Origin of the sequence: Curtobacterium sp. MCLR17_059 (assembly GCF_003234665.1) — a bacterium.
GTDB classification, from domain to species: domain Bacteria; phylum Actinomycetota; class Actinomycetes; order Actinomycetales; family Microbacteriaceae; genus Curtobacterium; species Curtobacterium flaccumfaciens.
Window position 1 is genome coordinate 398,139 of the sequence record NZ_QKSU01000001.1, and the last position, 23,261, is coordinate 421,399.

A 23,261-nucleotide genomic window follows, 5' to 3' on the forward strand; every position below is an offset into this window, starting at 1 on the left:
GCCCTCGGAGGACCCTCGTGACCACGCAGCAACTCGGCCGACGCCGTCGGTACCGACCACCGGGCCAGCTCGGCGGACGATCGCCCCTGAACGGCACGTTCCGCCGCCGCGCCACCATCGTCGGGTTCCTCGCACCCGCGATCGTCATCCTCGGGGCGTTCGTGCTCTGGCCGATGCTCTCGGCGCTCCAACTGTCGTTCACCGACGCCAGCGGATTCGGCGACCCGTCGTTCATCGGGTTCGCGAACTACGTCCGGGTCTTCACCGACCCCGACGTCCTGCGGTCCATCGGCAACACCGCGCTCTACTCGGTGCTCTTCACCCCCGTCGCGATCGTCGTCGCCCTGGTGCTCGCCCTCGTGCTGAACCACCCGGCCCTGCCGTTCCGCGGGTTCTTCCGGTCGGCGCTGTTCCTGCCGTTCATCGTGTCCCTGGCCGTCGCCGCGTTCGCGTGGTCGTACCTGCTCGACCCGCAGATCGGCCTGCTGAACCACTGGCTGCAGCTCGTCGGCATCCGGCTCGGCAACGTGCTGCAGGACCCGACGCTCGCGATGCCCACCGTGGTGCTCGTGGCCGTGTGGAAGAACTTCGGCTTCTACATGGTGATCTTCCTGGCCGGGCTGCAGGAGATCCCCACGAGCCTGTACGAGGCAGCGCAGCTCGACGGGGCGAACGGCCGCCAGCGGTTCGCGAACGTCACCTTCCCGATGCTGAGCAACACGATGGCGTTCGTCGTGATCGTCGCCCTCATCGCCGCGCTGCAGGCGTTCGACCAGATCTACGTCCTGACCGGCGGTGGTCCGTACCGGTCGACCGAGACGATCGTCATGCAGATCTACCAATCCGGCTTCAAGGACCTCGACCTCGGGTTCGCGAGCGCCCTGGCGTACGTGCTCCTCATCGCGACCCTGCTGCTCAGCCTCGTGCAGTTCCTGTTCTTCGGGAAGCGCGGAGAGGACACCGCATCATGACCGCGCTCCCCCGTCCCGCGACCGTCGTCCGACGCAGCACGGTGGCCCGTCGACAGCCGTCGATGCGCTGGCTCGGCTTCGCAGTCGTGGCCGTCGTGACCCTGGCGGTGCTGCTCCCCGTGCTCGTGATCGTGTTCACCGCGTTCAAACCGGCGAGCGAGGTCAACGCCTACCCGCCGACGCTGTTCCCGCACACCTGGACGCTCGACAACTTCCGGGCGATCTTCACGCAGCTGCCGTTCGGGCGGCTCATCCTGAACAGCTTCGCCTTCGCCGGCGGTGTCACGGTGTTCGCGCTGGCGTTCGACGCGCTCGCCGCCTACGCCCTGGCACGGCTCGACTTCCGGGGCAGCAAGGTGCTGCTCATCGTGATCGTCGCCAGCCTGATGATCCCGTTCCAGGCGACACTCATCCCGATCTACCAACTGGTGTCGGACCTCGGGTGGGTGAACACGTTCGCGGGGCTCATCGCTCCCCGGGCGGCCGACGCCTTCGGGATCTTCTTCCTGCGGCAGTTCTTCGTGTCGCTGCCCCGCGACCTGGACAACGCGGCGCGGATCGACGGGGCCTCGGAGTGGCGGATCTTCCGGAGCGTCGTCCTGCCGAACGCCGTCCCCGCCCTGCTCACCCTCGGCATCTTCACCTTCGTCAACAACTGGAACGACCTGCTCTGGCCGCTGGTGTTCACCACCGACCAGGACATGGGGACCATCACGTCCGGCCTCACCCTGCTGACCGGACCCGGCGGGATCATCCCGCAGGGCGTGATGATGGCCGGCGCCCTGATCGCCGTGCTGCCCCTCGCCGTCATGTTCCTGCTCGTGCAACGCCGCTTCATCGAGAGCGTCGCCAGCACCGGGCTCAAGTGACGACGACACCGCACGAGCCCGGAGCGGCCGTGCCCACCACGAAACGAGACACCATGCACTGGTCCGACGACGGCAGGCTGCACTTCGCCCTGGGCATCGAGGACACCTTCGTCCCGCAGGCCCGACCGGGTGAACGGCCCATCGACGAGTACGAGCTGACCGACCACTACCGGCAGTACGCCGCCGACCTCGGGCTGGCGGTCGACGTCGGCGCCGAGCTCCTGCGCTGGGGCGTCCCCTGGTACCGGGTCGCCCCCGAGCCGGGCGTCTGGGACTGGTCGTGGGTGGACGGCGTCATGGCGCGGTTCCGCGAGACCGGCCTGCGGCCCGTCGTCGACCTGCTGCACTACGGCACACCGCTCTGGCTCGACGGGCAGTTCGCCCACCCCGACTACCCGGCGCACGTCACCGAGTACGCCGCCCGGTTCGCGGCGCGGTACGGCGACGTCGCCACCGACTACACGCCCGTCAACGAGCCCGTCATCCACGCCCTGTTCTCGGGTGAGTACGGCTACTGGCCCCCGTACCTGACCGGCGCCGAGGGGTCGGCCCGGATCGCGTCCGCCCTGGCCAAGGGGTTCGTCTCGACGCAGCACGCGATCACCCGTGAACTCGGAGACGCCGCCACCTTCGTGCACGTGGATGCCGGCATCCGGTACGTGGGCGACGTCGACGCCCCGGAACACCGCGACACGGTCGCGCGCCTGCGCGCCCAGACGTTCCTGGTCGAGGACCTGGTCACCGGTGGCGTCGACGACGCGCACCCCCTGGTCGGTCGGCTGCGCTCCGGCGGCGTCACCGACGCCGACCTCGACTGGTTCCGGCAGCACGCGGTCCGGCCCGACGTGATGGGCGTCAACTACTACCCGCTGCACTCCACCGAGGTCTTCGAGACGGGGGTGCACCACGGCGGCGGGTTCGCCGACCCGCGGCCCTACGAGGACACCGGCGTCGAGGGGCTCCGCGACGTGCTCACCACCTACGCCGAGCGCTACGGCGCCCCGGTCATGCTCACGGAGACCTGCGTCACCGGTTCGGTCGAGGAGCGCATCGGCTGGCTGGACGCATCCGTTGCGGCCGTGCGGGAGCTCCGCGACGAGGGCGTGCCGGTCGTCGGCTACACCTGGTGGCCGCTGTTCGACATGTACGAGTGGACCTGGCGGCACACGGACGCCCCACGCCAGGAGCACCTGCTCACGATGGGCCTCTTCGACCTCGTCGAGGACGGCGCGGGCGGCCTCGACCGTCGCCGCAACCCGGTCGCCGACGCGTTCGCTGCGCACACGCGACAGGAACGGGCCGTGGCAGCGGCCCTGTCCGCGACCCCGTGACGGACGGGAGGTCCGTGGCGGACCCGCCACGGGCCTCCCGTCCGTCCCGGTGCCGCGTCTCAGGCCGCGACCGGCTCCGCAGGTCGGTCACGCAGCGCCGGGCAGTGCTCGGCGGTGGGGTGCTCGGTGATCGCGATGACCTGGTCGAGCCGCCCCCGGACCGCCTCGAGCTCGGCCAGCTGCGCGGTGATCCGGTCCCGCTCGGCGATGAGGAGCGCGAACGACTCCGGCGTCGACTCCCCGCGGTCGACGCAGGGCAGCAGCTGCACGATCGTGCGGCTCGCGAGCCCGGCGGCGAACAGCTGCTGCACGAGCTGGACCCGCTCGACGGCTGCGTCCGTGTAGACCCGCTGCCCGCTCGCGGTGCGCGACGCGGTGAGCAGCCCCTGCTCCTCGTAGTACCGCAGCGAGCGGACGCTGACGCCGGTCTCGGCCGCGAGGTCACCGATGCGCATGGTGCTCCGATCCGGGCTTGCCCCTGACATGGATGTGAGGTCTTAGCGTAGCCGAGCCGCTGCGGGAGACACCCGCGCGGCAGGAGGAGACACCATGGACATCGCTGGATCGGTCGCGCTCGTCACCGGCTCGAACCGCGGCATCGGACGCCGCTTCGCCCTGGAGCTGCTGGAGCGCGGGGCATCGAAGGTCTACGCAACCGCACGCCGACCCGAACTCGTCGACGTCGAGGGCGTCGTCGCGCTGCCCCTCGACATCACCGACCAGGCCTCGGTCGACGCGGTGGCCGCCGCCGCGGGCGACGTGACGCTGCTCGTGAACAACGCCGGCATCTCGACGCAGGGCTCCCTGGTGACCGACGACCTGACCATCGTCCGGAAGGCCATGGACACGCACTTCTGGGGCAGCCTGTCGATGATCCGCGCCTTCGCGCCGGTGATCGAGCAGAACGGCGGCGGCGCGATCGTCAACGTGCTGTCGGCCCTGTCGTGGTTCGCGGCGCCCGGCGCGGGTGGCTACGCCGCAGCGAAGGCGGCCGAGTGGAACATGACGAACGCCGTCCGCCTCGAGCTCGCCGACCGGGGCATCAGCGTGCAGGGACTCCACCTCGGTGCGGCCGACACCGACATGATGGGCGACTACGACGGTCCGAAGACCGACCCGACGGACGTGGCCCGAGCGGCACTCGACGGTGTGGAGCGCGGCGTGGCCGAGGTGCTCGTCGACGACTGGAGCCGGATGGTGAAGGCGTCGCTCGTCGATGCACCGGAGCGCTTCTACGCGCAGATGGCCTGAGCGCCGCCCCTGACTGGGGGCGTGTCCCCGCAGCGCAGTCCTGGACCCGCTGCGTGGTCATCGGCGAGCATGGACCCCGATCAGGAGCGGGGGCACGTCGCCTGCCGCTGGAAGGGAACCATGCGTCCTGTCAGGAACGCGCTGAGCACCGGGGCGATCGTCGCGATCCTCGCCGGCCTCACCATCACCGCAGCACCCGCCCAGGCGGCGACCCCGGGGGCCGGCGCGAGCTGCGCCCCCGGGACCCTGTCCGTGCAGACGCTCGAGAGCGGCTGCACGGCGACCTCCGGCACGGTCGTGACGCCCGACGGCCGCACCTTCGCGCTCCCCGCGCCGGGTGAGAGCGTCATGGCGAGCAGCTCGGCCGCCCCCGGGGCGCCCGAACTCGCCGACGTCCTCATCGCGAACAACGGCTCCGCCGGTGTCGCCGTCCGCGTCGACGAGGCCTGGACCGGTTCGGCCCCCGCCGTCCAGCAGGAGCGTGCGCAGAGCCAGGCCGCGACGGCACAGGCCGCCCCCGCCGCGACGACCGCTGCGACCACGAAGTGCACGAGCACGGCGTACAAGGCGTCCGGCTACACCTGGCCGAGCACGGTCAAGTGGTACTACAACCAGACCGGGCAGAAGTCGACGTACGCCAAGGACGCCCTGCGCAAGGGGGCGAACGCCTGGAACGGCACGATCTCGGCGTGTGACCGGACCGTCACGTCGACGGCGAAGAACGACTACCTGCGTCTCGCGACCCAGAAGCCCAACCTCACCGACCAGGGCGGCTGCTCGCGGAACAACGGCTACAACGTGATGGGTTGGGGCAAGCTCCCGACCGGGACCCTCGGCGTGACGTGCATCTGGTTCGACGGCAACGGCAACGCCCGCGAGGCCGACCAGCGCTACGCCACCGGCTTCAAGTGGAGCTCGACGGCCACCTGCTCGGGCGCGCGCTTCGACACCCAGGTCGTCGCCACGCACGAGTGGGGCCACCTGTACGGCCTCGACCACGTGAAGACCGGCACCGGCCAGGTCATGGAGCCGTCCGGCGGCTACTGCGAGCTCGACGGCCGCACGCTCGGCCGTGGCGACATGACGGGGATCTCGACGCTCTACTGAGCTCGACGTTCTGCAGGGACACGGACGGGGTCGTGGCGGAGAACCGCCGCGACCCCGTTGGTCTGTCTGTGGGTCTCGGTCAGACCGCGTCGGCGCAGTCGGTCTCGGTCAGACCGCGTCGGCGCGCAGGAACTCCGCCACCGGGGTGGACCCGGTGTTGAAGCGGAAGGTGTTGCCGGCCGTACCGGGGTTCTCGACCACGTCGGCGACCACGTGCGCCACGTCACCGCGCGGCACCTGAGTCGACGAGCCGTCCCAGTCGACGGAGCCGGTCGGCTCGTCGTCGGTCAGGGTGCTCGGGGCGACGATCGTCCACTGCAGCCCCGAGTCGCGGAGCACGGCGTCGGCGATCATCTTCGACTGCGCGTACGCGAAGAAGTCCTGGTCCTGCGGGACGCCGTGGTCGAGCTGCGAACCCGAGAACGACACCATCACGTAGCGGTCGACGCCGGCCTGCTTCGCCCCCTGGATCGACAGCACCGCAGCGTCGCGGTCGATCGCCCAGGTCCGGTCGACGGACCCGCCACCGGCACCGGCCGACCACACCACGGCGTCGTGCCCGCGGACGAGTTCGGCGAAGTCGTTCAGGGACTGCTGCTGGATGTCCGCGACGTGCGGTTCGCCGCCGTGGGCTCGGATCTCGTCGGACTGGTCGGCGTTCCGGATGACGGAGGTGACCGTGTGTCCGCGCTCGGACAGGATGCGGGTGGCGAGGAGTGCGACCTTGCCGTGGCCGCCGAAGACGATGACGTTGCTCATGGGCCGGACGCTACTCGGGGCGGCTCCGTGCCCGGGGAACGCCCGACGTCCGCCCGTCGCCCGCGATGCTCGGAACACCCGAGGTCACCGTGCGTACCGTCAGGGGCAACACGACAGGAGTCACGATGAGCAAGCAGCACGAGCAGCACACCCTGGTCCGCACCCTGGTCCTCGGCATCATGAGCGGCGGCCGGAGCGCCACCCCGCTCGCCGTCCTCGCACTGAACCACGACCGGTCCTCGCTGAAGGGCTCGTGGCAGCAGTGGAAGGTCTTCAGCACCCCGGTCGGCCGCGGGCTGCTCGTGGCCTCCGCCATCGGTGAGCTCATCGGCGACAAGCTGCCGAAGACCCCGAACCGCATCGCCCCGTCCGCACTGCTCGGACGGATCGCGTCCGGTGCCCTCGCCGGTGCCGCCCTCGGCACCACGGGCAAGCGTGACCTGCGCATCGAGGGCGCGATCCTCGGTGGCGTCGGTGCCCTCGTCGGCAGCTTCGTCGGCTGGGGTGCGCGCAAGGCCCTCGGGGGTGCGGGCCTGCCCGACCCCGTCGTCGCGCTCGCCGAGGACGCCGCGACCATCGCCGGTTCCGTGAAGGTCATCACCGCCGACTGAGCGTGCCGTTCGTGCGCGGCGCTCGTGGGCGCCTCGCTCGCCGCGGGCGTGTTTCGTGAGCAGGAATGGTCGGGTCGCACCGCCGCACCCGACCATTCCTGCTCACGATGCGCACGCCTCGGCCTACGGTGGCCCCCATGCACATCGTCGTCATCGGAGCCACCGGCCACATCGGCTCGTTCCTCGTCCCCCGTCTCGTCCGCTCGGGTCACCGGGTCGTCGCCGTCACACGCGGCACGAGCACCCCGTACGCCGACGTTCCGGAGTGGCAGCAGGTCGAGCGGATCACCGCCGACCGCGAGCAGGAGGACCGCGACGGCACCTTCGGCAGCCGCATCGCCGCGCTCGGTGCCGACGCCGTCGTCGACCTCGTCTGCTTCACCGAGTCCTCGGCCGCAGCGCTGGTCGACGCGCTCCGCGGCACCGGCACGCACCTGGTGCACTGCGGCTCGATCTGGCGCGCCGGCGTCTCGCACGTGCTGCCGATCACCGAGCAGAACGCGACTCCGCCGTTCGGTGACTACGGCGTCCAGAAGGACGCAATCGCCCGGATGCTCAAGGAAGAAACCGCATCAGGCGGTTTGGTCACGACGTCGCTGCACCCCGGGCACATCAGCGGTCCGGGCTGGACGCCGATCGGTCCGCTCGGCAACCTCGACACGTCGGTGCTGACGAAGCTGTCCGCCGGCGAACCGCTCGAGGTCCCCGGTCTCGGCGCCGAGACGATGGCACACGTGCACGCCGACGACGTCGCCCAGGCGTTCCAGCTCGCGGTCGAGCACCGCGATGCGGCGGCGGGCGAGGACTTCTTCGTCACGGCTCCGACGGCGCTCACCGCGCGCGGGTACGCCCACCTGGCAGCGTCGTGGTTCGGCCAGGAGGCCCGGCTCGACCCCGTCACGTGGGACCGGTTCCGCGAGACCACGGCTCCAGAGCACGCTGACGCCAGCTGGGAACACCTGTCCCGCAGCCAGGTCTTCAGCACCGAGAAGGCGAGTCGTCTTCTCGGCTACGCACCGGCGTTCACCGCCGAGGAGACCGTCCTGGACGCCGTGCGCTGGCTCCTCGACCACGGCGAGCTCGAGGTCGCGAACCCCCTGGTCCGCTGAGCCCCGTGGTCAGGCCCGCTCCGGCTCGACCACGAGCCCACGGTTCCGGTGCACGACCCAGACCGTCGCGGCGAAGCCGGCCAGCACCGCGGCGCCGATCGTGACCGCCGTCCAGCCCCCGGCGTTCCACAGCACCGACGCCAGCGCGGAGCCGATCGCCCCGCCGATGAAGTTCGAGGTGACGAAGGCCGTGTTGAGCCGGCTCCGCGCGGCCGGATCGACCGAGAAGAGCCGGGTCTGGTTGAGCACGTTCGCGGCCTGCACGGCGACGTCGAGCAGCAGCACGGCGAGCAGCACCACGACGATCGAGTGCGCACCGATCCCGGCGACGACCAGGGAGACGAGCAGGAGCACGATCGCTCCCCCGGTGACCGGTACCGACAGTCCCCGGTCGTGCAGTCGCCCGACCCGCTGCGCCGCCACGGCGCCCGCGAGCCCCACCAGGCCGACCAGCCCGATGCTGCTGGTGGAGAAGTCGTAGGGGTCGCTGCTCAGCAGGAACGTCAGGGCGGTCCAGAACATCGTGAACACGGCGAACACCGACGAGCTGATCACGAGCGTGACCTGGACGGTCCGGTGGGTCCGGACGGCACGGAACACCGACAGGATGAGCTGCGGGTACGCCACCTTGGCGCGGGTTCCGAGCTCCGGGATGGCGCGCCGCAGCAGCAGGGCGAGGACCACCGCGACGACGGCGGCGAGCACGTAGATCGCACGCCACCCGAACGCGTCCGCGACCAGGCCGCTGATCGTCCGCGACACCAGGATGCCGGTGAGCACACCGGAGGCGATCGTGCCGACGACGCGTCCGCGCTGCGCGGGGTCGGCGAGGTCCCCGGCAAGCGGGATGAGGAGCTGCCCGGCGACCGTGGTCAGCCCGACCAGCGCCAGGGCGACCAGGAGCGTCGCGAAGGTCGGAGCGATCGCGGCGAGCAGCAGCGCGACGGCGGAGGCGACAAGCACCCAGGGGATGAGGCGCCGGCGGTCGAGGACGTCCCCGAGTGGCACGACGAGCAGGATGCCGAGGGCGTAGCCGACCTGGGTCAGCGTGACGAGCAGCCCGGCGAGTGACGCCGAGGTGCCGAGCGACGATGCGATGTCGTCGAGCAGCGGCTGCGACCAGTACAGGTTGCCGACCGCCGCTCCCCCGGCGACGGCGAACAGCAGGGTCCGGCCCGTCGACATCGAGTGGTCCGTGCTCATGCGTCGGGTGCTCCTTCTTCCGGGAGGTCCAGCTTCTGCTGTCGACGGAACAGCGCACCCAGGTGCCACGGCCCCGGCGCGAGCCGTACGGCCGCTTCGGCACGCACACGTGCCTCGAGCTCGCGGTCACGGGTCAGTTCGTGGATCTCCTGCTCGGCCCGCAGCCGGAACCGCAGGCGCTGCAGGAGACCGAGCGGCGCCGCGGGTGGCGCGGTCTGCAGGGACTCGGTGTCGTTCATGCGCTCAGCGCGCCCTTCCTGGTCGTGATGGTGGACAGCCGGCACGGAGGTACGACGCGACCGGCACCGGACTGGAGGCGCGGTGCGGGCCCGCCCCGCGCCTCCAGTCAGTGAGCCGGTCGCGACCACCGCGTCAGGCGAGCTGGCGCGCCCGCTCCGCGATGCCCTCGGTCGCCGCCCACGACGCCAGCACCCGCAGGGCGTCGGCGGTCGGGCTGCCCGGCGTCGCCGGGTAGATGGTGAGCGCGAGCCCCGGGTCCTCGGCGAGTTCGAGCGTCTGGAAGTGCAGTTCGAGCGGCCCCACGACGCTGTGCCGGAAGGACTTCACGCCGGCGTAGTGGCGGCGGACGTCGTGCGCTGCCCAGAGCTCGCGGAAGTCGTCGCTCCGCATCGACAGCTCGCCGATCAGCGCGGCGAGGTCCTTGTCGTTCGGCGTCCGGCCCGCTTCGCGGCGCAGGATCGCGACGTTCGTGTGCGCGGCCCGCTGCCAGTCCTGGTAGAAGTTCCGCGCCTGCGGGTCGAGGAAGATGAAGCGCGAGAAGTTCATCGGCCGCGCCGGTGCCGCGACCAGGTCCGAGTGCATCGCGAAGCCGAGCGCGTTCGCGGCGACGATGTCCTGCCGGTTGTTGATGATCATCGCCGGGGCGTCCGTGACGACGTCGAGCAGGTACTGCAGCTCGGGCCGGACGGCAGCGACGGGCACGACACGACCGGCGCGACGCGGGGTCTCGTTCTGGTGCTGCGACAGGTCCCGCAGGTGCTCCTGCTCGGCGGGGTCGAGCTGCAGGGCCCGGCCGATGGCGTCGAGCACGCTGTCCGAGACCCCCTGCAGGTTCCCGCGCTCGAGTCGCGTGTAGTAGTCGATGCTGACGCCGGCCAGGCGTGCGACCTCTTCGCGACGCAGCCCGGTGACGCGGCGCCGTGTGCCGAAGGTCTCGACGCCGGCCTGTTCGGGGGTGATGCGGGCGCGACGGCTGGAGAGGAAGTCGCGCGCTTCGTCGCGGTGGTTCATGCCGTCACGGTACTTGGCCCCGTCCGGCGCGAGCGAGGGGCTGCGGGAACCCCTTTCACGTGCGCGTGAACGGGACGGAGACGATCCGGTCGTCCCCGCTCGACGGTGTCCCGCGCCCGTCGGTGTTGTTCGTGACGAACCAGAGCGTGTCCGACGGGCCCTCGAGCACCGTCCGGATGCGGCCGAAGTCGCCCGCGAAGTACTCGGTCGCCGTGCCGGGGTCGTCGGCCGGGACCGCCCGGAGCACCTCGCCCCGCAGGTTCGCGACGAACACCGTGTCGTCGACGACGGCGAGGCCGCTCGGGGACGCCTCGTCGGTGGACCACTGCTGCACGGGGTCGACGAAGCCCTGGTCCTCGCCGCCGGTGCCCTCGACCTCGGGCCAGCCGTAGTTCGACCCGGGCTCGATCACGTTGAGCTCGTCGTTCGTGTTCTCGCCGAACTCCGACGCGAACATCGTGCCGTCCGACGACCACCCCATGCCCTGCACGTTGCGGTGCCCGAGGCTCCACACCGGCGAGCCGTCGATCGGGTTGTCGGCGGGGACGTCGCCGTCCGGGGTGAGCCGCAGGATCTTGCCCGCGAGTGACTCCTCGTCCTGCGCGTCCGTGCTCGCGCCGGCGTCCCCGACGCTCGCGTAGAGCATGTCGTCGGGCCCGAACGCGATCCGGCCGCCGTCGTGGAACGTGTTCTTCGGCAGCCCGTCGATGATCGACGTCGCCTCGCCGAGCCCCCACGACCCGGTGCTCCCCGTCAGCTCGTACCGCTGGATCCGGTTGCCGTCGTCGGCCGTGGAGTAGACGAACAGGTCGTCGTCGTGCAGCGCGAGCCCGAGCAGTCCGCCCTCGCCGCCGTGGCTGACACCGTCGACCGTGCCGACCTGACGGGTGGTGCCGTCGGACCGCAGCTCGAGCACCCGGGCCGAGTCGCGCTCGCTGACCAGCGCGTCGCCGTCGTCACCCGTCAGGACCACCGACCAGGGGGCCTCCAGGCCGGTGACCACGTCGGTGGTGTCACCGTCGAGCGCCACCTGACCGGCCGACAGGTCGGCGGGCGCGGTCGCGCGCGCCGACGGCGAACCGCCGCGGTCGGACCCGTCCCGCTCTGCTCCGTCGCCGCTCGTGCAGGCGGTGAGGGCCAGCGCGGCGACGGCGGCGAGGCCGGCCACCGACCAGAGACGGCGGCTGCGGGGCGTTCCGGCGGGTGTGTCCACGATGATCCTCCCGGGGTCGTGGGTCGATCACACACGCTGCGTTCGGGAAACCCCTGAGGGGGTCTGTCGGCACCTCCCGACGGTGCGTACGGCGGCCTACCGTCGTCGGCATGCAGATCGAACCGAAGCAGCCGACCGTCAAGAACCCGCCCGAGCAGTTCACCGGCGACGTGTACCTCGACGCCATCGCCTCGCCGAAGGAGCCCGGTCAGACGATGACCGTCGCCAAGGTCCGGTTCCTGCCCGGCGCCCGCACCGCCTGGCACTCGCACGCCAAGGGGCAGACCCTGCACGTCACCGAGGGCGTCGCGCGGATGGGTACCCGGGACGGCCGCGTCATCGAGGTGCAGGCTGGACAGACCGTCTACACGCCCGCCGGCGAGGAACACTGGCACGGCGCGACCCCCACCGACTACATGGAACACCTCGCGATGCTCGAGGCCGCCGCCGACCCGGCGACGACCACCACCTGGCTCGAGCACGTGAGCGACGAGGAGTACACCGCATGACCACCATCGCCATCGTCGGGGCCGGCAAGGGCCTCGGCCTCGCCGTCGCCGAGCGCTTCGCCCGTGAGGGCTTCGCCGTCGCCCTGATCTCCCGCAACCAGGACCGCCTGGACGGCCTCGCCGCGGAGCTGCGTGAGCGCGGCCACACCGCAGCCGGGTTCGCCGCGAACGTCCGTGACGGAGACTCCCTGCGCACCGCACTCGAGCGCGCCACGGAGCAGCTCGGCCCCATCGAGGTGCTGCAGTACAGCCCGCTCCCCGCCAAGGAGTACATGCGCCCCGTGCTCGAGACCACGGCGGACGACCTGGTCGGCCCGATCGAGTTCTCGGTCTACGGCTCGGTCAACGCCGTCCGCCAGGTGCTGCCCGGCATGCGCGCCATCGGCCACGGCACGATCCTGTTCGTCAACGGCGGCAGCGCGGTCCGACCGGGCGCCCGCGTCACCGGAACGTCCGTCGCCTTCGCGGCCGAGAGCGCCTACGCGCAGCTGCTGCACGACGCCGTCCGCGACGAGGACGTCCACGTCGGCCAGCTCATCATCCCGTTCGGCATCGACGACGGGCGGCCCGAGCACTCCGGGGAGTCCATCGCCGACCGCCTGTGGGCGATCCACACGGAGCGCGGCGACTTCCGCACCTACGCGGAGGCGCTGCCCGAGCTCCCGTGAGCGGCATCGAGTGAGCAGAACGCGACGAGTCCGAAAACCCGACCCGTCGCCTTCTGCTCACTCCATGACGGACTGGAGGCCCGTGGCGATGCCGCCACGGGCCTCCCGTCCGTCCCGGGGTGCGTGCGGGGCGATGGGTCCCGAGTCGTAGGCGGGACACCAGAGCGCCGCGCTGCTCGACGCTCCCGCTAGCGTCGCGGCGTGGAACCACGAGCCTTCGACGGTGCAGCCTGGGCAGCCCTGATGCTGCTCATGCCGACGTCGGTGCTGTTCGTCGCAGCGGCGCTCCGTCGACTCCGGCTCCCCCGCTGGACGTGGCTGCTGTACTTGCTCGGCGTCGCAGGCGGACTCGCGTTCCTGCACGTCGCCGGGCACACCCGGTACGAAGCACCGGACACCGGGTCCGGATCGAACTGGTGGGACTTCGGGCAGTTCGTCGGACTCGGCCTCGGGCGGATCGGCATCGGCATCAACGCCGTCGCGGCGACGGTGTGGATGCTCCGTCGTCCTCGGCTGCCCGACGACCAGCTCGACCGACGTGAGAACCGCCTGGTCGTCCTGTCCTACCTGGTGATGGCGGTGGCGTCCGCACTGCCAGCGATGTGGTGGGGCATCGGTCTCGGGATCGTGCCACTCCTGATCGAACTGCCGATCGTGGTGGCGGGATGGGTCTGCCTGGCGGTGGCGGTGGTCCTGTACCGCCGCCGGATCCTCGGGGTGCCGGGAGCCGACCGCTCCCTCGGGCCCGTGTGGCCTGTCGACGCGATCGTGGTCGCCTGGCTCGTGGGGACGCTCGCCGTCGGCCCGCTGTTCGTCGGGAGCGGTCTGCCGGTCACTTCGTGAGCAGAAGACGTCGAGTCCGAGCAGCCGACTCGACATCTTCTGCTCACCAAGCGAAGCCTCACGCAGCGCGCGGCTCACGCAGCGCGCGCGTCAGTGCGCCCGTCGCACCGCCACCCGCCGCCGACCCCGCGAGGTCAGCCAGGCCCCGGCCGTCACCACGAGGGGCAGGCCGATCGCGAGCAGGGCCAGCACCGGCCAGTCCGGCACGAACGGCATGTGGTTCACCCCGACCGGACTCTCGGTGAACCGCAGGGTCAGGGCGCGGATCGGCAGGAGTCCGAGGAGCGTCCCGATCACCGAGCCGACCGTGGCCAGGATCGCCGCCTGCCAGGTCGACACCCCACGGCGCAGGCGCGGTGCGGCACCGATGGCGTCGAGCACCTCGTCGTCCCGCCGGCCGTCGGACCGTGCGAGTCCGATCGCCACCGCCGTCGCACCGATCGTGACGGCCGCAGCCAGTGCGAGCACGACCGCCCGGATGATCGCCTCGTTGTCGATCGGACCGGCCTCGTAGATGAACGACGGGCCGCTCCACCGTGCACGGTCGTCGCCGCCGAAGCTCTGCCACGCCGAGCTCAGCTCGTCCGCCTGGGCCGGGTCGAGGTCGTGGGGCAGCGTCGTGACGAGCATGCCGTCGACCACGGGCACGCCGTACTGCTCGGCGGTCGCCTTCGTCATGAAGACGCCGACCTGGATCCGCGGGGTCTGCACGTCGAGCACGGCGGGGATCGAGACGCTGGCCGCCGGTCGGCTGCGCTCGGTGATGGGGTCGCTCTCCCACGTCCGGTCGTGGAAGGTGTCGACGCGGACCGCGCCGTCGTGGGCGTACTCGGGCCAGAGCGACACGGCCCCACCGCCCTCGAGCGCGCTCCGGACGGCGGCGGACGGCCGGTGCCCGGTGAGCACGGCGTAGTCGTCGACGGTGCCCGTCCAGATGTGCGGGCTCGACACGCTCGCCGTGTCCAGGTAGTACGAGCAGCTCGTCGTGTCGTTCGCCGGGCAGTCGTACGCGCTCCAGCGGTGCGGGATCGTGACGGTGGAGGGGGTGTCGCCCGGCTGCTCCTGCGTGACACCGAGCACCCGGATGCGGTCCTGGTCGAAGACCCCGGACACCACCTTCGCGGCGTGGGCCGTCAGTTCCGCGTCGTGGCGACCGGTACTGCCGCCGTCCTTCGTCTCGGTCTGCACCTCGGCCGTCGCCACCCCGACCGCCGTGGAGTACTCGTATCCACGGACGTACTGGGCGTGACTCGACGCACTCCACGTGATCACGACGGAGGCCACGAACACGACGCTCATCACGCTCGCCAGCACGGGTACCGTGCGGACCGGGTTGCGGCGGGCGTCGCGGGCGGCGAGCCGGGCGGACAGACCGGCCCGCGAGGTGAGCCGGGTGATCAGGGCGAGCAGCCACGGTGAGCAGATGGCGATGCCGAGCTGCATCAGGCACGGCCCGATCGCGACGCCGGCACCGACGACGTACGCCCACCGGTCCTGCTGCACCGGACGGTCGTTGAGCATGAGCACCCCGACACCGCACGCCAGCGTCATCACGGCGCCGAGGACCACGAGCAGCGGCCCCCAGATGCGACGACGACGGCGGGCCGGACGGCTGACGGGCACCGGACGGAGCGAGCCCCGCAGAGCCGCGAGCACGTTGATCCGGGTCGCCGACCGCGCGGCGACGAGCGCGGAGACGAGTCCGGCGAGCACCCCCGCGGCCGCGATGGACAGCAGCAGGAGCGGCGGCACGTGCAACCCGGGGAACGACGCCACGTTGCCGTTGTCGATCAGTCGGTAGGCGAGCACACCGATCCCGGTGCCGGCGGCGACCCCGAGGACCGCGCCGACGAGCCCGAGCACCAGGCCCGACCCGGCGACGATCGTGCGGACGAACCGTTTGTCGCCGCCGACGCTCGTGACGATGGCGTACGAGCGGGTGTCCGCCCGTGTACCGACCAGGAACGCGGCCCCGGCGAGCAGGGCGACCTCGAACATCGCGAAGACGCCGAGCAGTCCCATCGCCCCGAGGTACCAGCCGAGCGACGAGCCCAGCTGCCCACCGGGGAGCCGGGCGTCGGGCGGGTCGAGCACGACCGGCCGCGACTGCACGATGATGCCGTGCGCGTTGAGCTGCCGGATCTCCGACCACGTCGGGGCGTCCGACGGCAGGTACACGGTGACGTCGGTGAGCCCGACGTCGTCGGTGGTGTCGGTCGTCGAGAGCGTCGTGCCCCAGGGCAGGAAGATGCCCTGCGATCCCGGATCGGAGCCCAGGTCGGTCATGGTCCCGGTGACCGTGAAGCGCTTGGTGACCGGGTCGGTCAGGTCCACCGTGTCGCCGATCTGCACCCCGAGGCGTTCGAGGGTCGTCGGCGTGACCATGAGCTCACTGCGCGTGGTCGGCGTGGAACCGTCGAGCACGTGCCAGTGGCCCTCGAGCGACGGGTCCCAGACGCTGCCCTCGACGGCGGTCAGTCCGACCGGGCCGTGCGCACCCTGGAGCACGACGGGCGTGCTGCCCACCGGGATCGACAGGGCGCCGTCGGGCACGTGGGCCAGGACGTTCGTGAACGGTGAGTCCTCGTCCGAATCCGTGACGGGGCTGTTCCGCTTCGAGTCGGTGAACTCCCACTGCACCGGGTCCTGCACCATGCCGGGCAGGTCCGGGCCGGACACCCGCATCTGCGCCGATGCACGGCCGAGGTCGTAGTCGAGCCGCTCGGTGACCGTGGCCTGTGTGGACTGCACCACGACGGCGACGGCGGCGAACCCGGCGGTGGGGATCCCGATGAGCGCGATGATCAGTGCCGCGCGGCCCGCCTTCGCGAACGCCAGTCGACGCCCCAGACGGAGCGCCGGTCTCAGGGCGAACGGCGTCCGGCCGGTCCCGGCACGCCGACCCCGGCTCACGAGGCGGTCCGGTCCGTCAGCGCGGCCTCGACGCCCGAGTACACGGTCTCGTCGACCACCCGACCGTCGCGCAGGAACACGATCCGGTCCGCCCAGGCCGCGTGCCGGGCGTCGTGGGTCACCAGGAGGGCGCCGGCTCCGGCGTCGACGTGCCGACGGAGCATGCGGAGCACGACCTCGCCGGTCTGCGAGTCGAGGGCTCCGGTCGGTTCGTCGGCGAGCACGAGCCGGCGCTCGCCCACCACGCCGCGGGCGATCGCGACGCGCTGCTGCTGGCCGCCGGACAGGTCGTCCGGGTAGGCGTCGGAGCGGTGCGACAGCTCGACGTTGTCCAGCGCGAGCTCCGCGGCGCGGCGGGCCTGCGAGGCCTTCCACCCGTCCAGCTCGAGCGGCAGTGCCACGTTCTCGACCGCGGTCAGCGAGGGGATCAGGTTGAAGTCCTGGAACACGAACCCGATGAGTCGGCGGCGCAACGCTGCGAGCTCCTTGGCGGGACGGTCGGACACGAAGGCGCCGTCGATCAGCACCTCACCGCTCGTCGGTGGCAGCAGGGTGCCGGCGCAGGCGAGCAGCGTCGACTTGCCCGACCCCGAGGTGCCCATCACGGCCACCATCTCGCCGCGCTCGACCCGCAGGTCGATGCCGGCCAGGGCGGTGACGGCCTTCGCGCCGGAGCCGTAGTGCACGCTCACGGCGTCGAGCTGCAGGAGCGGTGCGGCGGTCACCGTGCGCTCCGGGCAGCCGCAGCGGCAGCGGCAGCGTCGGCACCGGCAGGCGCCGCCGGGTGCTCGTCCGGCCGGTACCGCGCGACACTCGACTCCACGTGGTCGAGCCAGCGCACCTCGGCCTCGGCCTGGAACACCATCGACTCGAGCACGAGCGACCACGCCAGGTCCGTCGACGGGTCGGTCGTGCGCTTCAGCCGCGTCAGGTCCTGCAGGTTCCGGATCGCGGCACCGCGCTGCACCTGCACCAGCCGGGCGACGTCGACCCCGGGCACGGTCACGGCGAGGGCGAACTTGATCGCCAGCTCGTCACGCCCGCGCTTCGCGGGCACGGGCTCGCTGAACCAGCGTGCCACCTCCGCGCGACCCGCGTCGGTCGCCGTGTAGACGACGTGTCCGTCGTCGTCGGCGTCGCCGCGGGCCACGAGGCCGTCGCGTTCCAGGCGGTCCAGGGTCGTGTAGACCTGGCCGATGTTCAGCGGCCAGCTCCCGCCGGTGCGGTGCTCGAACTCCCCCCGGAGCTGGTACCCGTAGCCGGGTCCCCCCACCAGCAGCGCGAGTACGCCCATCCGAACGCTCATGACACTTCCCCTGTCTCGGGCCACCGTGGCCATACTGAGTATGCACATACCCGGTATGCGTGCGCAAGCGCGGATCTGGACAGGGCGGGAAAACGGACGGGAGGCGCGGTGCCAGCTGGCACCGCGCCTCCCGTCCGTCTGCTGGTCGCGCCGGGTCAGTGACCCAGCTTCGCCAGCTCCTCGAACTCGTCGTCGGTCAGCTCGACGGTGGCACCCGCGAGGTTGTCCTCCAGGTGCGCGACGCTCGACGTGCCGGGGATCGGCAGCATCACCGGGGAGCGCTTCAGCAGCCAGGCGAGCGCGAGCTGCGCCGGGGTGGCACCCTTGCGCTCGGCGATCTCGGTGAGCGGCGAGTCCTCGCCGGTCAGGCCACCCGTGGCCAGGGGGAACCACGGGATGAAGCCGATGCCCTGCTGCTCGGACCAGTCGAGCAGCTCCTCGGCGTCACGCTTCTGCAGGTTGTAGAGGTTCTGCACGGAGACGATCGTGGCGATCTCCTGCGCGGCCTTGACCTCGTCGACGGAGACCTCGGACAGGCCGATGTGGCGGATCTTGCCCTCGTCCTGCAGCTTCTTCAGCTCGCCGACCTGGTCCTCGAGCGGCACCTTCGGGTCGATGCGGTGCAGCTGGAACAGGTCGATGCGCTCGAGGCCCAGGCGGCGGAGGCTCATCTCCGCCTCTTGCCGGAGGTACTCCGGGCGGCCGACGGGCGGCCAGACGTTCGGGCCGGTGCGGGTGAGGCCGGCCTTCGTGGCGATGACGACGTCGTCGCCGTAGGGGTGCAGGGCCTCCTTGAGGAGCTCCTCGGCGACGTAGGGGCCGTACGAGTCGGCGGTGTCGAAGAAGTTCACGCCGAGGTCGACGGCACGCTTGAGGACGCGGATCGCCTCGTCGTGGTCCTTCGGCGGTCCCCAGACGCCGGGGCCGGTGAGCTGCATGGTGCCGTAGCCGAGCCGGTTGACCTCGAGGTCGCCGCCGATGCGGAAGGTGCCGGAGGACGCGGCCGGACGGTTCGTGGTGTCAGTGCCTGTGGTCATGTCCCCGGTCTACGCCCGGTGCGTTGCCGGTCCCTGAGTCGGTGTCCCCCGACCGCTTTCCGGGTTCGCAGGGTCTACGGACGGGTGGGTCGCGGGTACGGGGTCTCGCCGCGTTCGAGTCCGCCGACGAGCTTGGTGAGCCGGTTCGTCCGCACTGTGGCGTTCGGGGCGGTGGTGATGCGGTGCAGCACGGCGTACCGGTTGGTGGCGTCGAGCTCGGCGAACAGCGCGGCGGCTGCGGGGGCGGCGTCGAGCGCGGCCTGCAGGTCCTCGGGCACCGTGGCCGTTGCCGAGCCGGCGTAGGCGCGGTCCCACCGGCCGTCCGCCTTGGCGCGATCGATCTCGGCGTCCCCGCGCTCCCGCATCCGCCCCTCGGCGATGAGTGCGGCGACCAGGCCGAGGTTCCGCTGCGACCACAGCGAGGCCTTCCGGCGCGGGGTGAACCGCTGGCGGTAGGTGGTGTCGTCGCGCCCGCGCCGCTGCCCGTCGATCCACCCGGAGCAGAGCGCCTCGTCGAGGGCCGTGTCGTAGGTCAGGGTCGTCGGCTCCGTGACGCCTTTCTTGGCGAGGACGAGCCACACGCCGTCGGGTTCGTGCTCGTGGTCGTCCAGCCAGGCACGCCACGCGGCGACGTCCGGCAGCACCAGGTCGACGATGTCCATGCGGTCATCGTAGGACCGGGCGGCCGCGCGGGTCAGGCCGCGCTGCTGCTGATCCGGGTCGCACTCGCCCAGTCGTGCACCCAGTCGGGCACCGTCAGGTCGCGGTCCGCGCCGCCCGCCGCCTCGAGCAGGTCCGCGGTGGGCACCGTCCCGCCGGAACGCCGCAGGAACCGTGCCTGCACCACGGCGCGGGCCATCACGGCACCCTGCCGCACGAACGTCTGCTCCAGGTACACGGCACGGTCGTCGACCCCGAGCACGTGGGTGTGGAGCTCGAACCGCTGCCCGAGCGTCAACGACCGCTTGTACGTGATCGTCTGCGCCGAGACGACGGGGTACCAGCCACGTTCGGACAGCGTTGCCCAGTACCCGGAGCGGAGCATCAGGTCGAGCCGACCGAGGTCGAGCATCGACAGGTACTTGCCGTTGTTGACGTGCCGCAGCGGGTCGAGGTCGGTGGGAGCGACCCGGAACGGCGTCCGGACCTCGTCCCAGAGCGACGCCCGGCGGCGTCCACCGACCCGAGCGCGCAGACGGGTGCGCAGCTGCAGCAGGAGCAGTCGGAAGTACAGGTTCACGGGTCGATCACACCAGTGCGCGGAGCACTCGTGCGAGCACCTTGGAGGAACCTCACGAAGCGCGCGGCCGTCTTCCGACACACGACCAGCCGCTCCCGACAACCGGCAAGCGGCGGGGTCGGGCGGTTCAGCCGGGGAAGCCGCCGCCGGCGCCCGTGATGCCGGGGTGCGCGGACTTGGCGAGCCCCTCGGTCCTGGAGTGCGCCGCATCGGCTTCGGCCGCGGCGCGTGCGCTGTCACGCGGATCCGACAGGTCTTCGATCGATTCGAGCGCCCGCCGCCGACGGCGGTTCTGCACCTCGAGCACGACGAGCAGGGCGCCGAGCACGAGGACCACGGCGATGACGATCCAGATGACGACCACGACATTCCCCCGAGCCCGGGGCGTCTGCCCCGTCCCTCGCAGCGTAGCGGTGCCGAGGCGGGTACAGCCAGTGCCTCCCGCCGTCACGGGGACCGGGAGTAGACCTGCAGCATGCAGACACGCAAGCTCGCAGACCTCGAGGTCGGACCGATCGGCCTCGGAACCATGGGCATGAGCGCCTTCTACACGGGCGCCGGCACCGACGACGACGAGTCGATCCGCACCATCCACCGCGCGATCGACCTCGGCGTCACCCTGTTCGACACCGCCGAGGCGTACGGCCCCTACACGAACGAGGAACTCCTGCGCCGTGCGCTCGAGGGCCGTCGCGACGACGTCGTCATCGCGACCAAGTTCGGCCTGTACCGCCACGAGGCCGGTGAGGAGACCCCGACGCAGCAGCGCGGTCTCTCCAGCCAGCCGGAGTCCGTGCGCGAGGCGCTCGAAGGCTCCCTCCGTCGCCTGGGCACGGACCACATCGACCTCTACTACCAGCACCGCGTCGACCCGGCCGTCCCGATCGAGGACGTCATCGGCCAGCTCGCCGGCTTCGTGCAGGAGGGCAAGATCCGGCACATCGGACTGTCCGAAGCCGGTGCCGACACCATCCGCAAGGCCCACGCCGTCCACCCGATCACCGCGCTGCAGAGCGAGTACTCGCTGTGGACGCGGGACCCCGAGGGCGACGTCCTCGACACCCTGCGCGAGCTCGGCATCGGCCTGGTGCCGTACTCGCCGCTCGGCCGCGGGTTCCTGACGGGTGCCATCACGAAGCCGTCCGACCTGGACTCCGACGACTTCCGCCTGGCGAACCCGCGCTTCCAGCAGGAGGCGTTCGAGCAGAACATGCGCATCGTCGACGCCGTCAAGGACATCGCGACCGAGGCCGGGGCCACCCCGGCGCAGGTGTCGCTCGCCTGGCTGCTGGCCCAGGGTGACGACATCGTCCCGATCCCCGGCACGAAGCGGGTCTCCCGCCTCGAGGAGAACGTCGGCGCAGCCGACCTGACCCTCACGGCGGACCAGCTGTCGCGCCTGTCGGCGCTGCCGGTCCCGACCGGTGACCGCTACCCCGACATGTCGACCATCGGTCGGTAGACGCGACCGGTTGACGGCCGGGAGGCCCGGTGCCAGCTGGCACCGGGCCTTCCGGCCGTCGTCAGTCGCGTCAGCGGACGCGAGACGCCGGCGTCAGCACGAGACGCCTCCGAATCCGGCGGCGTCTCGCTGACTCGAGGGCGTCCTTCGAGGACGCCGGCGTCTCAGACCTCGGCGGCGAATGACGCGGCCCGGACCTGCAGGTTCTCGATGCGCCGGAGGCGCGCGGCCTCGACGTCGTAGCCCTCGTAGGCGGGCGGCGGCAGCTTCCGGACGTTCCGCGAGCACTGGAAGTCCTGGCAGACCAGGGTGCCGACGGTGTTGCCGTTCCGTCCGGCCGGCCCGGACCGTTTCGCGCTGTAGAACGCGACGTCGTTCGGCAGCTTGACGTCCTGGCACCACGAGCACTGGGCACGGGAGCGGGGCGAGGCCTCGGCCTGCCGGAACAGGATGCCGATCAGGTCGCCGTCCAGGGTCGGCACGACGGCGTACGCACGCCGACCGATCTTCGGATCGCGCCAGCCGAGGTAGTCGAGCGCGTCCCAGCCGAGCGTCTCGAAGTCGGCGGGCAGCGTGAGGTCGGACACCTCCTTGCGCGAGGCGTTGACGAAGGACGTGCGGAGGGTCTTCTCCACGATGGGGAGCATGGGTGATCGCTTTCGTGCAGGCCCGGGGTGTGCGGACGCACACCGCACCGGGCGGAGGAGGTCAGGGTTCGACGAGGGCGGCCGCACCCGAGGGCACGACCGGGGGCCTCACGCCCTGATGCCGGCGATACGGGCGCCGACCACCTCCTGGAAGCTCACCCGACCAGCCTACGACCGGGTGTCAAGCCCGGCCCGGTCCGTCCGCGGCCGGTTCGGCGTCGCCGTGACCAGGACGACCGAACCCTCGTACGTCGGGCGGATGCGGAGCGACCCGTGCCGCCGGTCCCACTCCCCCGACTCGAGCGCGGTGCGGAGCGCTGCCACCGACCGCCGGACGGTGAACTCGTCGACCAGGCCCCACGCCGGGTCCGCCTGGCGCACGCCGGGGTCGAGGAGTCGCTCGGGGCGGGCGTAGTACGCCTCGGCGAACCCGTCGACGCACGTGAACGGGATCGGCAACGGGGTGCTCGTCACGGTGTCGTCGCCCAGTGCGTCGGCGATCCGCGGCAGTGCCGGATGGCGACGGGCGTCGGCCGACAGCACCTCGGGCGCGTACTCGGCGAGCCAGGTTCGCTCGATGCGGTCGGGGTCGAACGTCAGGACCACGATCGGGCCCCGGGTGACCCGACGCACCTCGGCGAGCCCGCGTTCGAGGTCGTCCCACTCGTGCAGCGAGAAGGTCGTCATCGCGGCGTCGAAGGTGGCGTCGGCGAAGGGCAGGTCTCCGGCGGGCTCCACGGCGGTCACATCGCGGTCGGTCGGCGCGTAGGACCCGGCGGCACCGGCACCGGCACCGGCACCGGCACCGACGTCGAGCACGGTCCGGGCGTCGCCGAGGGCCTTCGCGACCGCACGGGCGAACGCGGGTTCGGGCCGGCGGTGCTGCCGGTGGTCCGCAGCGCCGGCTGAGCCGTCCGTCGTCCTCGTCACGTCCCCACCCTACGAACCCGCGCTGCTATGT

26 protein-coding genes are annotated in these 23,261 nt (G+C 71.6%); 11 read left to right on the forward strand and 15 right to left on the reverse strand.

Going from position 1 to position 23,261, the window contains the following annotated elements; genetic code table 11:
• The first annotated feature begins 17 nt into the window (after positions 1-17).
• The 3 genes from DEJ12_RS01990 to DEJ12_RS02000 are packed head-to-tail and all read left to right on the forward strand — an operon-like array spanning position 18 to position 3,171.
• Positions 18-971, forward strand: coding sequence for a carbohydrate ABC transporter permease (locus DEJ12_RS01990; protein WP_111028862.1), 954 nt, complete (start codon positions 18-20; stop codon positions 969-971).
• Complete coding sequence (locus DEJ12_RS01995) at positions 968-1,840, forward strand: carbohydrate ABC transporter permease (RefSeq protein ID WP_111028863.1); 873 nt, start codon at positions 968-970, stop codon at positions 1,838-1,840. Before DEJ12_RS01990 ends, DEJ12_RS01995 begins: the two co-directional genes overlap by 4 nt.
• 53 nt (positions 1,841-1,893) lie before the next feature.
• Positions 1,894-3,171: a family 1 glycosylhydrolase gene (locus tag DEJ12_RS02000; protein WP_111028864.1), complete on the forward strand. Its 1,278-nt coding sequence runs from the start codon at positions 1,894-1,896 to the stop codon at positions 3,169-3,171.
• Positions 3,172-3,230: 59 nt separating this feature from the next.
• Here the strand turns inward: DEJ12_RS02000 and DEJ12_RS02005 are convergent, their stop codons facing one another.
• The gene (locus DEJ12_RS02005; RefSeq protein ID WP_071404104.1) at positions 3,231-3,626 is read right to left on the reverse strand and encodes a MerR family transcriptional regulator; all 396 of its coding nucleotides are present in this window, start codon (positions 3,624-3,626) and stop codon (positions 3,231-3,233) included.
• Between the two features lie 94 nt (positions 3,627-3,720).
• Between DEJ12_RS02005 and DEJ12_RS02010 the strand changes: the two genes are divergently transcribed.
• Positions 3,721-4,422 (forward strand): SDR family oxidoreductase, encoded by a 702-nt coding sequence (locus DEJ12_RS02010; protein WP_111028865.1) that lies wholly within the window; start codon positions 3,721-3,723, stop codon positions 4,420-4,422.
• A 120-nt stretch (positions 4,423-4,542) separates the two neighbouring features.
• Positions 4,543-5,529, forward strand: coding sequence for a matrixin family metalloprotease (locus DEJ12_RS02015; RefSeq protein ID WP_111109522.1), 987 nt, complete (start codon positions 4,543-4,545; stop codon positions 5,527-5,529).
• Between the two features lie 108 nt (positions 5,530-5,637).
• Here the strand turns inward: DEJ12_RS02015 and DEJ12_RS02020 are convergent, their stop codons facing one another.
• A complete protein-coding gene (locus DEJ12_RS02020) occupies positions 5,638-6,288 on the reverse strand; it encodes an NAD(P)H-binding protein (protein WP_111028867.1) in 651 nt (216 codons plus the stop codon).
• A 125-nt stretch (positions 6,289-6,413) separates the two neighbouring features.
• On the opposite strand from DEJ12_RS02020, the gene DEJ12_RS02025 reads away from it, so the two are divergent.
• The gene (locus DEJ12_RS02025) at positions 6,414-6,899 is read left to right on the forward strand and encodes a DUF4126 family protein (protein WP_181433003.1); all 486 of its coding nucleotides are present in this window, start codon (positions 6,414-6,416) and stop codon (positions 6,897-6,899) included.
• Positions 6,900-7,036: 137 nt separating this feature from the next.
• The gene (locus tag DEJ12_RS02030) at positions 7,037-8,008 is read left to right on the forward strand and encodes an NAD(P)-dependent oxidoreductase (RefSeq protein WP_111028869.1); all 972 of its coding nucleotides are present in this window, start codon (positions 7,037-7,039) and stop codon (positions 8,006-8,008) included.
• Between the two features lie 9 nt (positions 8,009-8,017).
• Here the strand turns inward: DEJ12_RS02030 and DEJ12_RS02035 are convergent, their stop codons facing one another.
• From DEJ12_RS02035 to DEJ12_RS02050, 4 genes are all read right to left on the reverse strand, one after another.
• Positions 8,018-9,211 (reverse strand): MFS transporter, encoded by a 1,194-nt coding sequence (locus DEJ12_RS02035; protein WP_111028870.1) that lies wholly within the window; start codon positions 9,209-9,211, stop codon positions 8,018-8,020.
• Complete coding sequence (locus tag DEJ12_RS02040) at positions 9,208-9,450, reverse strand: hypothetical protein (protein WP_111028871.1); 243 nt, start codon at positions 9,448-9,450, stop codon at positions 9,208-9,210. Before DEJ12_RS02040 ends, DEJ12_RS02035 begins: the two co-directional genes overlap by 4 nt.
• 133 nt (positions 9,451-9,583) lie before the next feature.
• On the reverse strand, positions 9,584-10,462 hold the full coding sequence (locus DEJ12_RS02045; protein ID WP_111028872.1) for a helix-turn-helix transcriptional regulator: 879 nt from the start codon (positions 10,460-10,462) through the stop codon (positions 9,584-9,586).
• A gap of 55 nt (positions 10,463-10,517) precedes the next feature.
• Positions 10,518-11,675, reverse strand: a complete 1,158-nt coding sequence (locus DEJ12_RS02050) for a sorbosone dehydrogenase family protein (RefSeq protein WP_111028873.1) — start codon at positions 11,673-11,675, stop codon at positions 10,518-10,520.
• A 110-nt stretch (positions 11,676-11,785) separates the two neighbouring features.
• On the opposite strand from DEJ12_RS02050, the gene DEJ12_RS02055 reads away from it, so the two are divergent.
• The 3 genes from DEJ12_RS02055 (at position 11,786) to DEJ12_RS02065 (ending at position 13,695) form a co-directional block, all read left to right on the forward strand.
• On the forward strand, positions 11,786-12,184 hold the full coding sequence (locus DEJ12_RS02055) for a cupin domain-containing protein (RefSeq protein WP_111028874.1): 399 nt from the start codon (positions 11,786-11,788) through the stop codon (positions 12,182-12,184).
• Positions 12,181-12,852 (forward strand): SDR family oxidoreductase, encoded by a 672-nt coding sequence (locus tag DEJ12_RS02060; protein WP_111028875.1) that lies wholly within the window; start codon positions 12,181-12,183, stop codon positions 12,850-12,852. The genes DEJ12_RS02055 and DEJ12_RS02060 overlap by 4 nt, the downstream gene beginning before the upstream one ends.
• A gap of 201 nt (positions 12,853-13,053) precedes the next feature.
• Positions 13,054-13,695, forward strand: coding sequence for a hypothetical protein (locus tag DEJ12_RS02065; protein WP_111028876.1), 642 nt, complete (start codon positions 13,054-13,056; stop codon positions 13,693-13,695).
• A 90-nt stretch (positions 13,696-13,785) separates the two neighbouring features.
• On the opposite strand, the gene DEJ12_RS02070 is transcribed toward DEJ12_RS02065, so the two are convergent.
• From DEJ12_RS02070 to DEJ12_RS02100, 7 genes are all read right to left on the reverse strand, one after another.
• Positions 13,786-16,608: an ABC transporter permease gene (locus DEJ12_RS02070; RefSeq protein WP_111028877.1), complete on the reverse strand. Its 2,823-nt coding sequence runs from the start codon at positions 16,606-16,608 to the stop codon at positions 13,786-13,788.
• Complete coding sequence (locus DEJ12_RS02075) at positions 16,605-17,333, reverse strand: ABC transporter ATP-binding protein (RefSeq protein ID WP_071404089.1); 729 nt, start codon at positions 17,331-17,333, stop codon at positions 16,605-16,607. The genes DEJ12_RS02070 and DEJ12_RS02075 overlap by 4 nt, the downstream gene beginning before the upstream one ends.
• A complete protein-coding gene (locus DEJ12_RS02080; protein WP_220034765.1) occupies positions 17,330-17,914 on the reverse strand; it encodes a PadR family transcriptional regulator in 585 nt (194 codons plus the stop codon). Before DEJ12_RS02080 ends, DEJ12_RS02075 begins: the two co-directional genes overlap by 4 nt.
• Before the next feature lie 155 nt (positions 17,915-18,069).
• The gene (locus DEJ12_RS02085) at positions 18,070-18,951 is read right to left on the reverse strand and encodes an aldo/keto reductase (protein ID WP_111028879.1); all 882 of its coding nucleotides are present in this window, start codon (positions 18,949-18,951) and stop codon (positions 18,070-18,072) included.
• Between the two features lie 74 nt (positions 18,952-19,025).
• The gene (locus DEJ12_RS02090; RefSeq protein ID WP_111028880.1) at positions 19,026-19,613 is read right to left on the reverse strand and encodes a YdeI family protein; all 588 of its coding nucleotides are present in this window, start codon (positions 19,611-19,613) and stop codon (positions 19,026-19,028) included.
• 32 nt (positions 19,614-19,645) lie between these two features.
• Positions 19,646-20,191 (reverse strand): acyl-CoA thioesterase, encoded by a 546-nt coding sequence (locus DEJ12_RS02095; RefSeq protein WP_111028881.1) that lies wholly within the window; start codon positions 20,189-20,191, stop codon positions 19,646-19,648.
• Between the two features lie 127 nt (positions 20,192-20,318).
• A complete protein-coding gene (locus DEJ12_RS02100; RefSeq protein ID WP_111028882.1) occupies positions 20,319-20,555 on the reverse strand; it encodes a hypothetical protein in 237 nt (78 codons plus the stop codon).
• A 111-nt stretch (positions 20,556-20,666) separates the two neighbouring features.
• Between DEJ12_RS02100 and DEJ12_RS02105 the strand changes: the two genes are divergently transcribed.
• Positions 20,667-21,653 carry an aldo/keto reductase gene (locus DEJ12_RS02105; RefSeq protein WP_111023409.1) on the forward strand — a complete coding sequence of 329 codons (987 nt, stop codon included), beginning with the start codon at positions 20,667-20,669 and terminating at the stop codon, positions 21,651-21,653.
• Positions 21,654-21,817: 164 nt separating this feature from the next.
• On the opposite strand, the gene DEJ12_RS02110 is transcribed toward DEJ12_RS02105, so the two are convergent.
• Together DEJ12_RS02110 and DEJ12_RS02115 are read right to left on the reverse strand one after the other, a co-directional pair.
• Positions 21,818-22,300 (reverse strand): FBP domain-containing protein, encoded by a 483-nt coding sequence (locus DEJ12_RS02110; protein WP_111028883.1) that lies wholly within the window; start codon positions 22,298-22,300, stop codon positions 21,818-21,820.
• Positions 22,301-22,468: 168 nt separating this feature from the next.
• The gene (locus DEJ12_RS02115) at positions 22,469-23,230 is read right to left on the reverse strand and encodes a class I SAM-dependent methyltransferase (RefSeq protein ID WP_111028884.1); all 762 of its coding nucleotides are present in this window, start codon (positions 23,228-23,230) and stop codon (positions 22,469-22,471) included.
• Positions 23,231-23,261 lie beyond the last annotated feature (31 nt).

Bases quoted from the DNA above. Each gene is read 5' to 3' on its own strand.
- DEJ12_RS01995 (WP_111028863.1), top strand. From the start codon at position 968: ATGACCGCGCTCCCCCGTCCCGCGACCGTCGTCCGACGCAGCACGGTG.
- DEJ12_RS02000 (WP_111028864.1), top strand. From the start codon at position 1,894: ATGCACTGGTCCGACGACGGCAGGCTGCACTTCGCCCTGGGCATCGAG.
- DEJ12_RS02005 (WP_071404104.1), bottom strand. From the start codon at position 3,626: ATGCGCATCGGTGACCTCGCGGCCGAGACCGGCGTCAGCGTCCGCTCG.
- DEJ12_RS02010 (WP_111028865.1), top strand. From the start codon at position 3,721: ATGGACATCGCTGGATCGGTCGCGCTCGTCACCGGCTCGAACCGCGGC.
- DEJ12_RS02015 (WP_111109522.1), top strand. From the start codon at position 4,543: ATGCGTCCTGTCAGGAACGCGCTGAGCACCGGGGCGATCGTCGCGATC.
- DEJ12_RS02020 (WP_111028867.1), bottom strand. From the start codon at position 6,288: ATGAGCAACGTCATCGTCTTCGGCGGCCACGGCAAGGTCGCACTCCTC.
- DEJ12_RS02025 (WP_181433003.1), top strand. From the start codon at position 6,414: ATGAGCAAGCAGCACGAGCAGCACACCCTGGTCCGCACCCTGGTCCTC.
- DEJ12_RS02030 (WP_111028869.1), top strand. From the start codon at position 7,037: ATGCACATCGTCGTCATCGGAGCCACCGGCCACATCGGCTCGTTCCTC.
- DEJ12_RS02035 (WP_111028870.1), bottom strand. From the start codon at position 9,211: ATGAGCACGGACCACTCGATGTCGACGGGCCGGACCCTGCTGTTCGCC.
- DEJ12_RS02040 (WP_111028871.1), bottom strand. From the start codon at position 9,450: ATGAACGACACCGAGTCCCTGCAGACCGCGCCACCCGCGGCGCCGCTC.
- DEJ12_RS02045 (WP_111028872.1), bottom strand. From the start codon at position 10,462: ATGAACCACCGCGACGAAGCGCGCGACTTCCTCTCCAGCCGTCGCGCC.
- DEJ12_RS02055 (WP_111028874.1), top strand. From the start codon at position 11,786: ATGCAGATCGAACCGAAGCAGCCGACCGTCAAGAACCCGCCCGAGCAG.
- DEJ12_RS02060 (WP_111028875.1), top strand. From the start codon at position 12,181: ATGACCACCATCGCCATCGTCGGGGCCGGCAAGGGCCTCGGCCTCGCC.
- DEJ12_RS02080 (WP_220034765.1), bottom strand. From the start codon at position 17,914: ATGAGCGTTCGGATGGGCGTACTCGCGCTGCTGGTGGGGGGACCCGGC.
- DEJ12_RS02085 (WP_111028879.1), bottom strand. From the start codon at position 18,951: ATGACCACAGGCACTGACACCACGAACCGTCCGGCCGCGTCCTCCGGC.
- DEJ12_RS02090 (WP_111028880.1), bottom strand. From the start codon at position 19,613: ATGGACATCGTCGACCTGGTGCTGCCGGACGTCGCCGCGTGGCGTGCC.
- DEJ12_RS02105 (WP_111023409.1), top strand. From the start codon at position 20,667: ATGCAGACACGCAAGCTCGCAGACCTCGAGGTCGGACCGATCGGCCTC.
- DEJ12_RS02110 (WP_111028883.1), bottom strand. From the start codon at position 22,300: ATGCTCCCCATCGTGGAGAAGACCCTCCGCACGTCCTTCGTCAACGCC.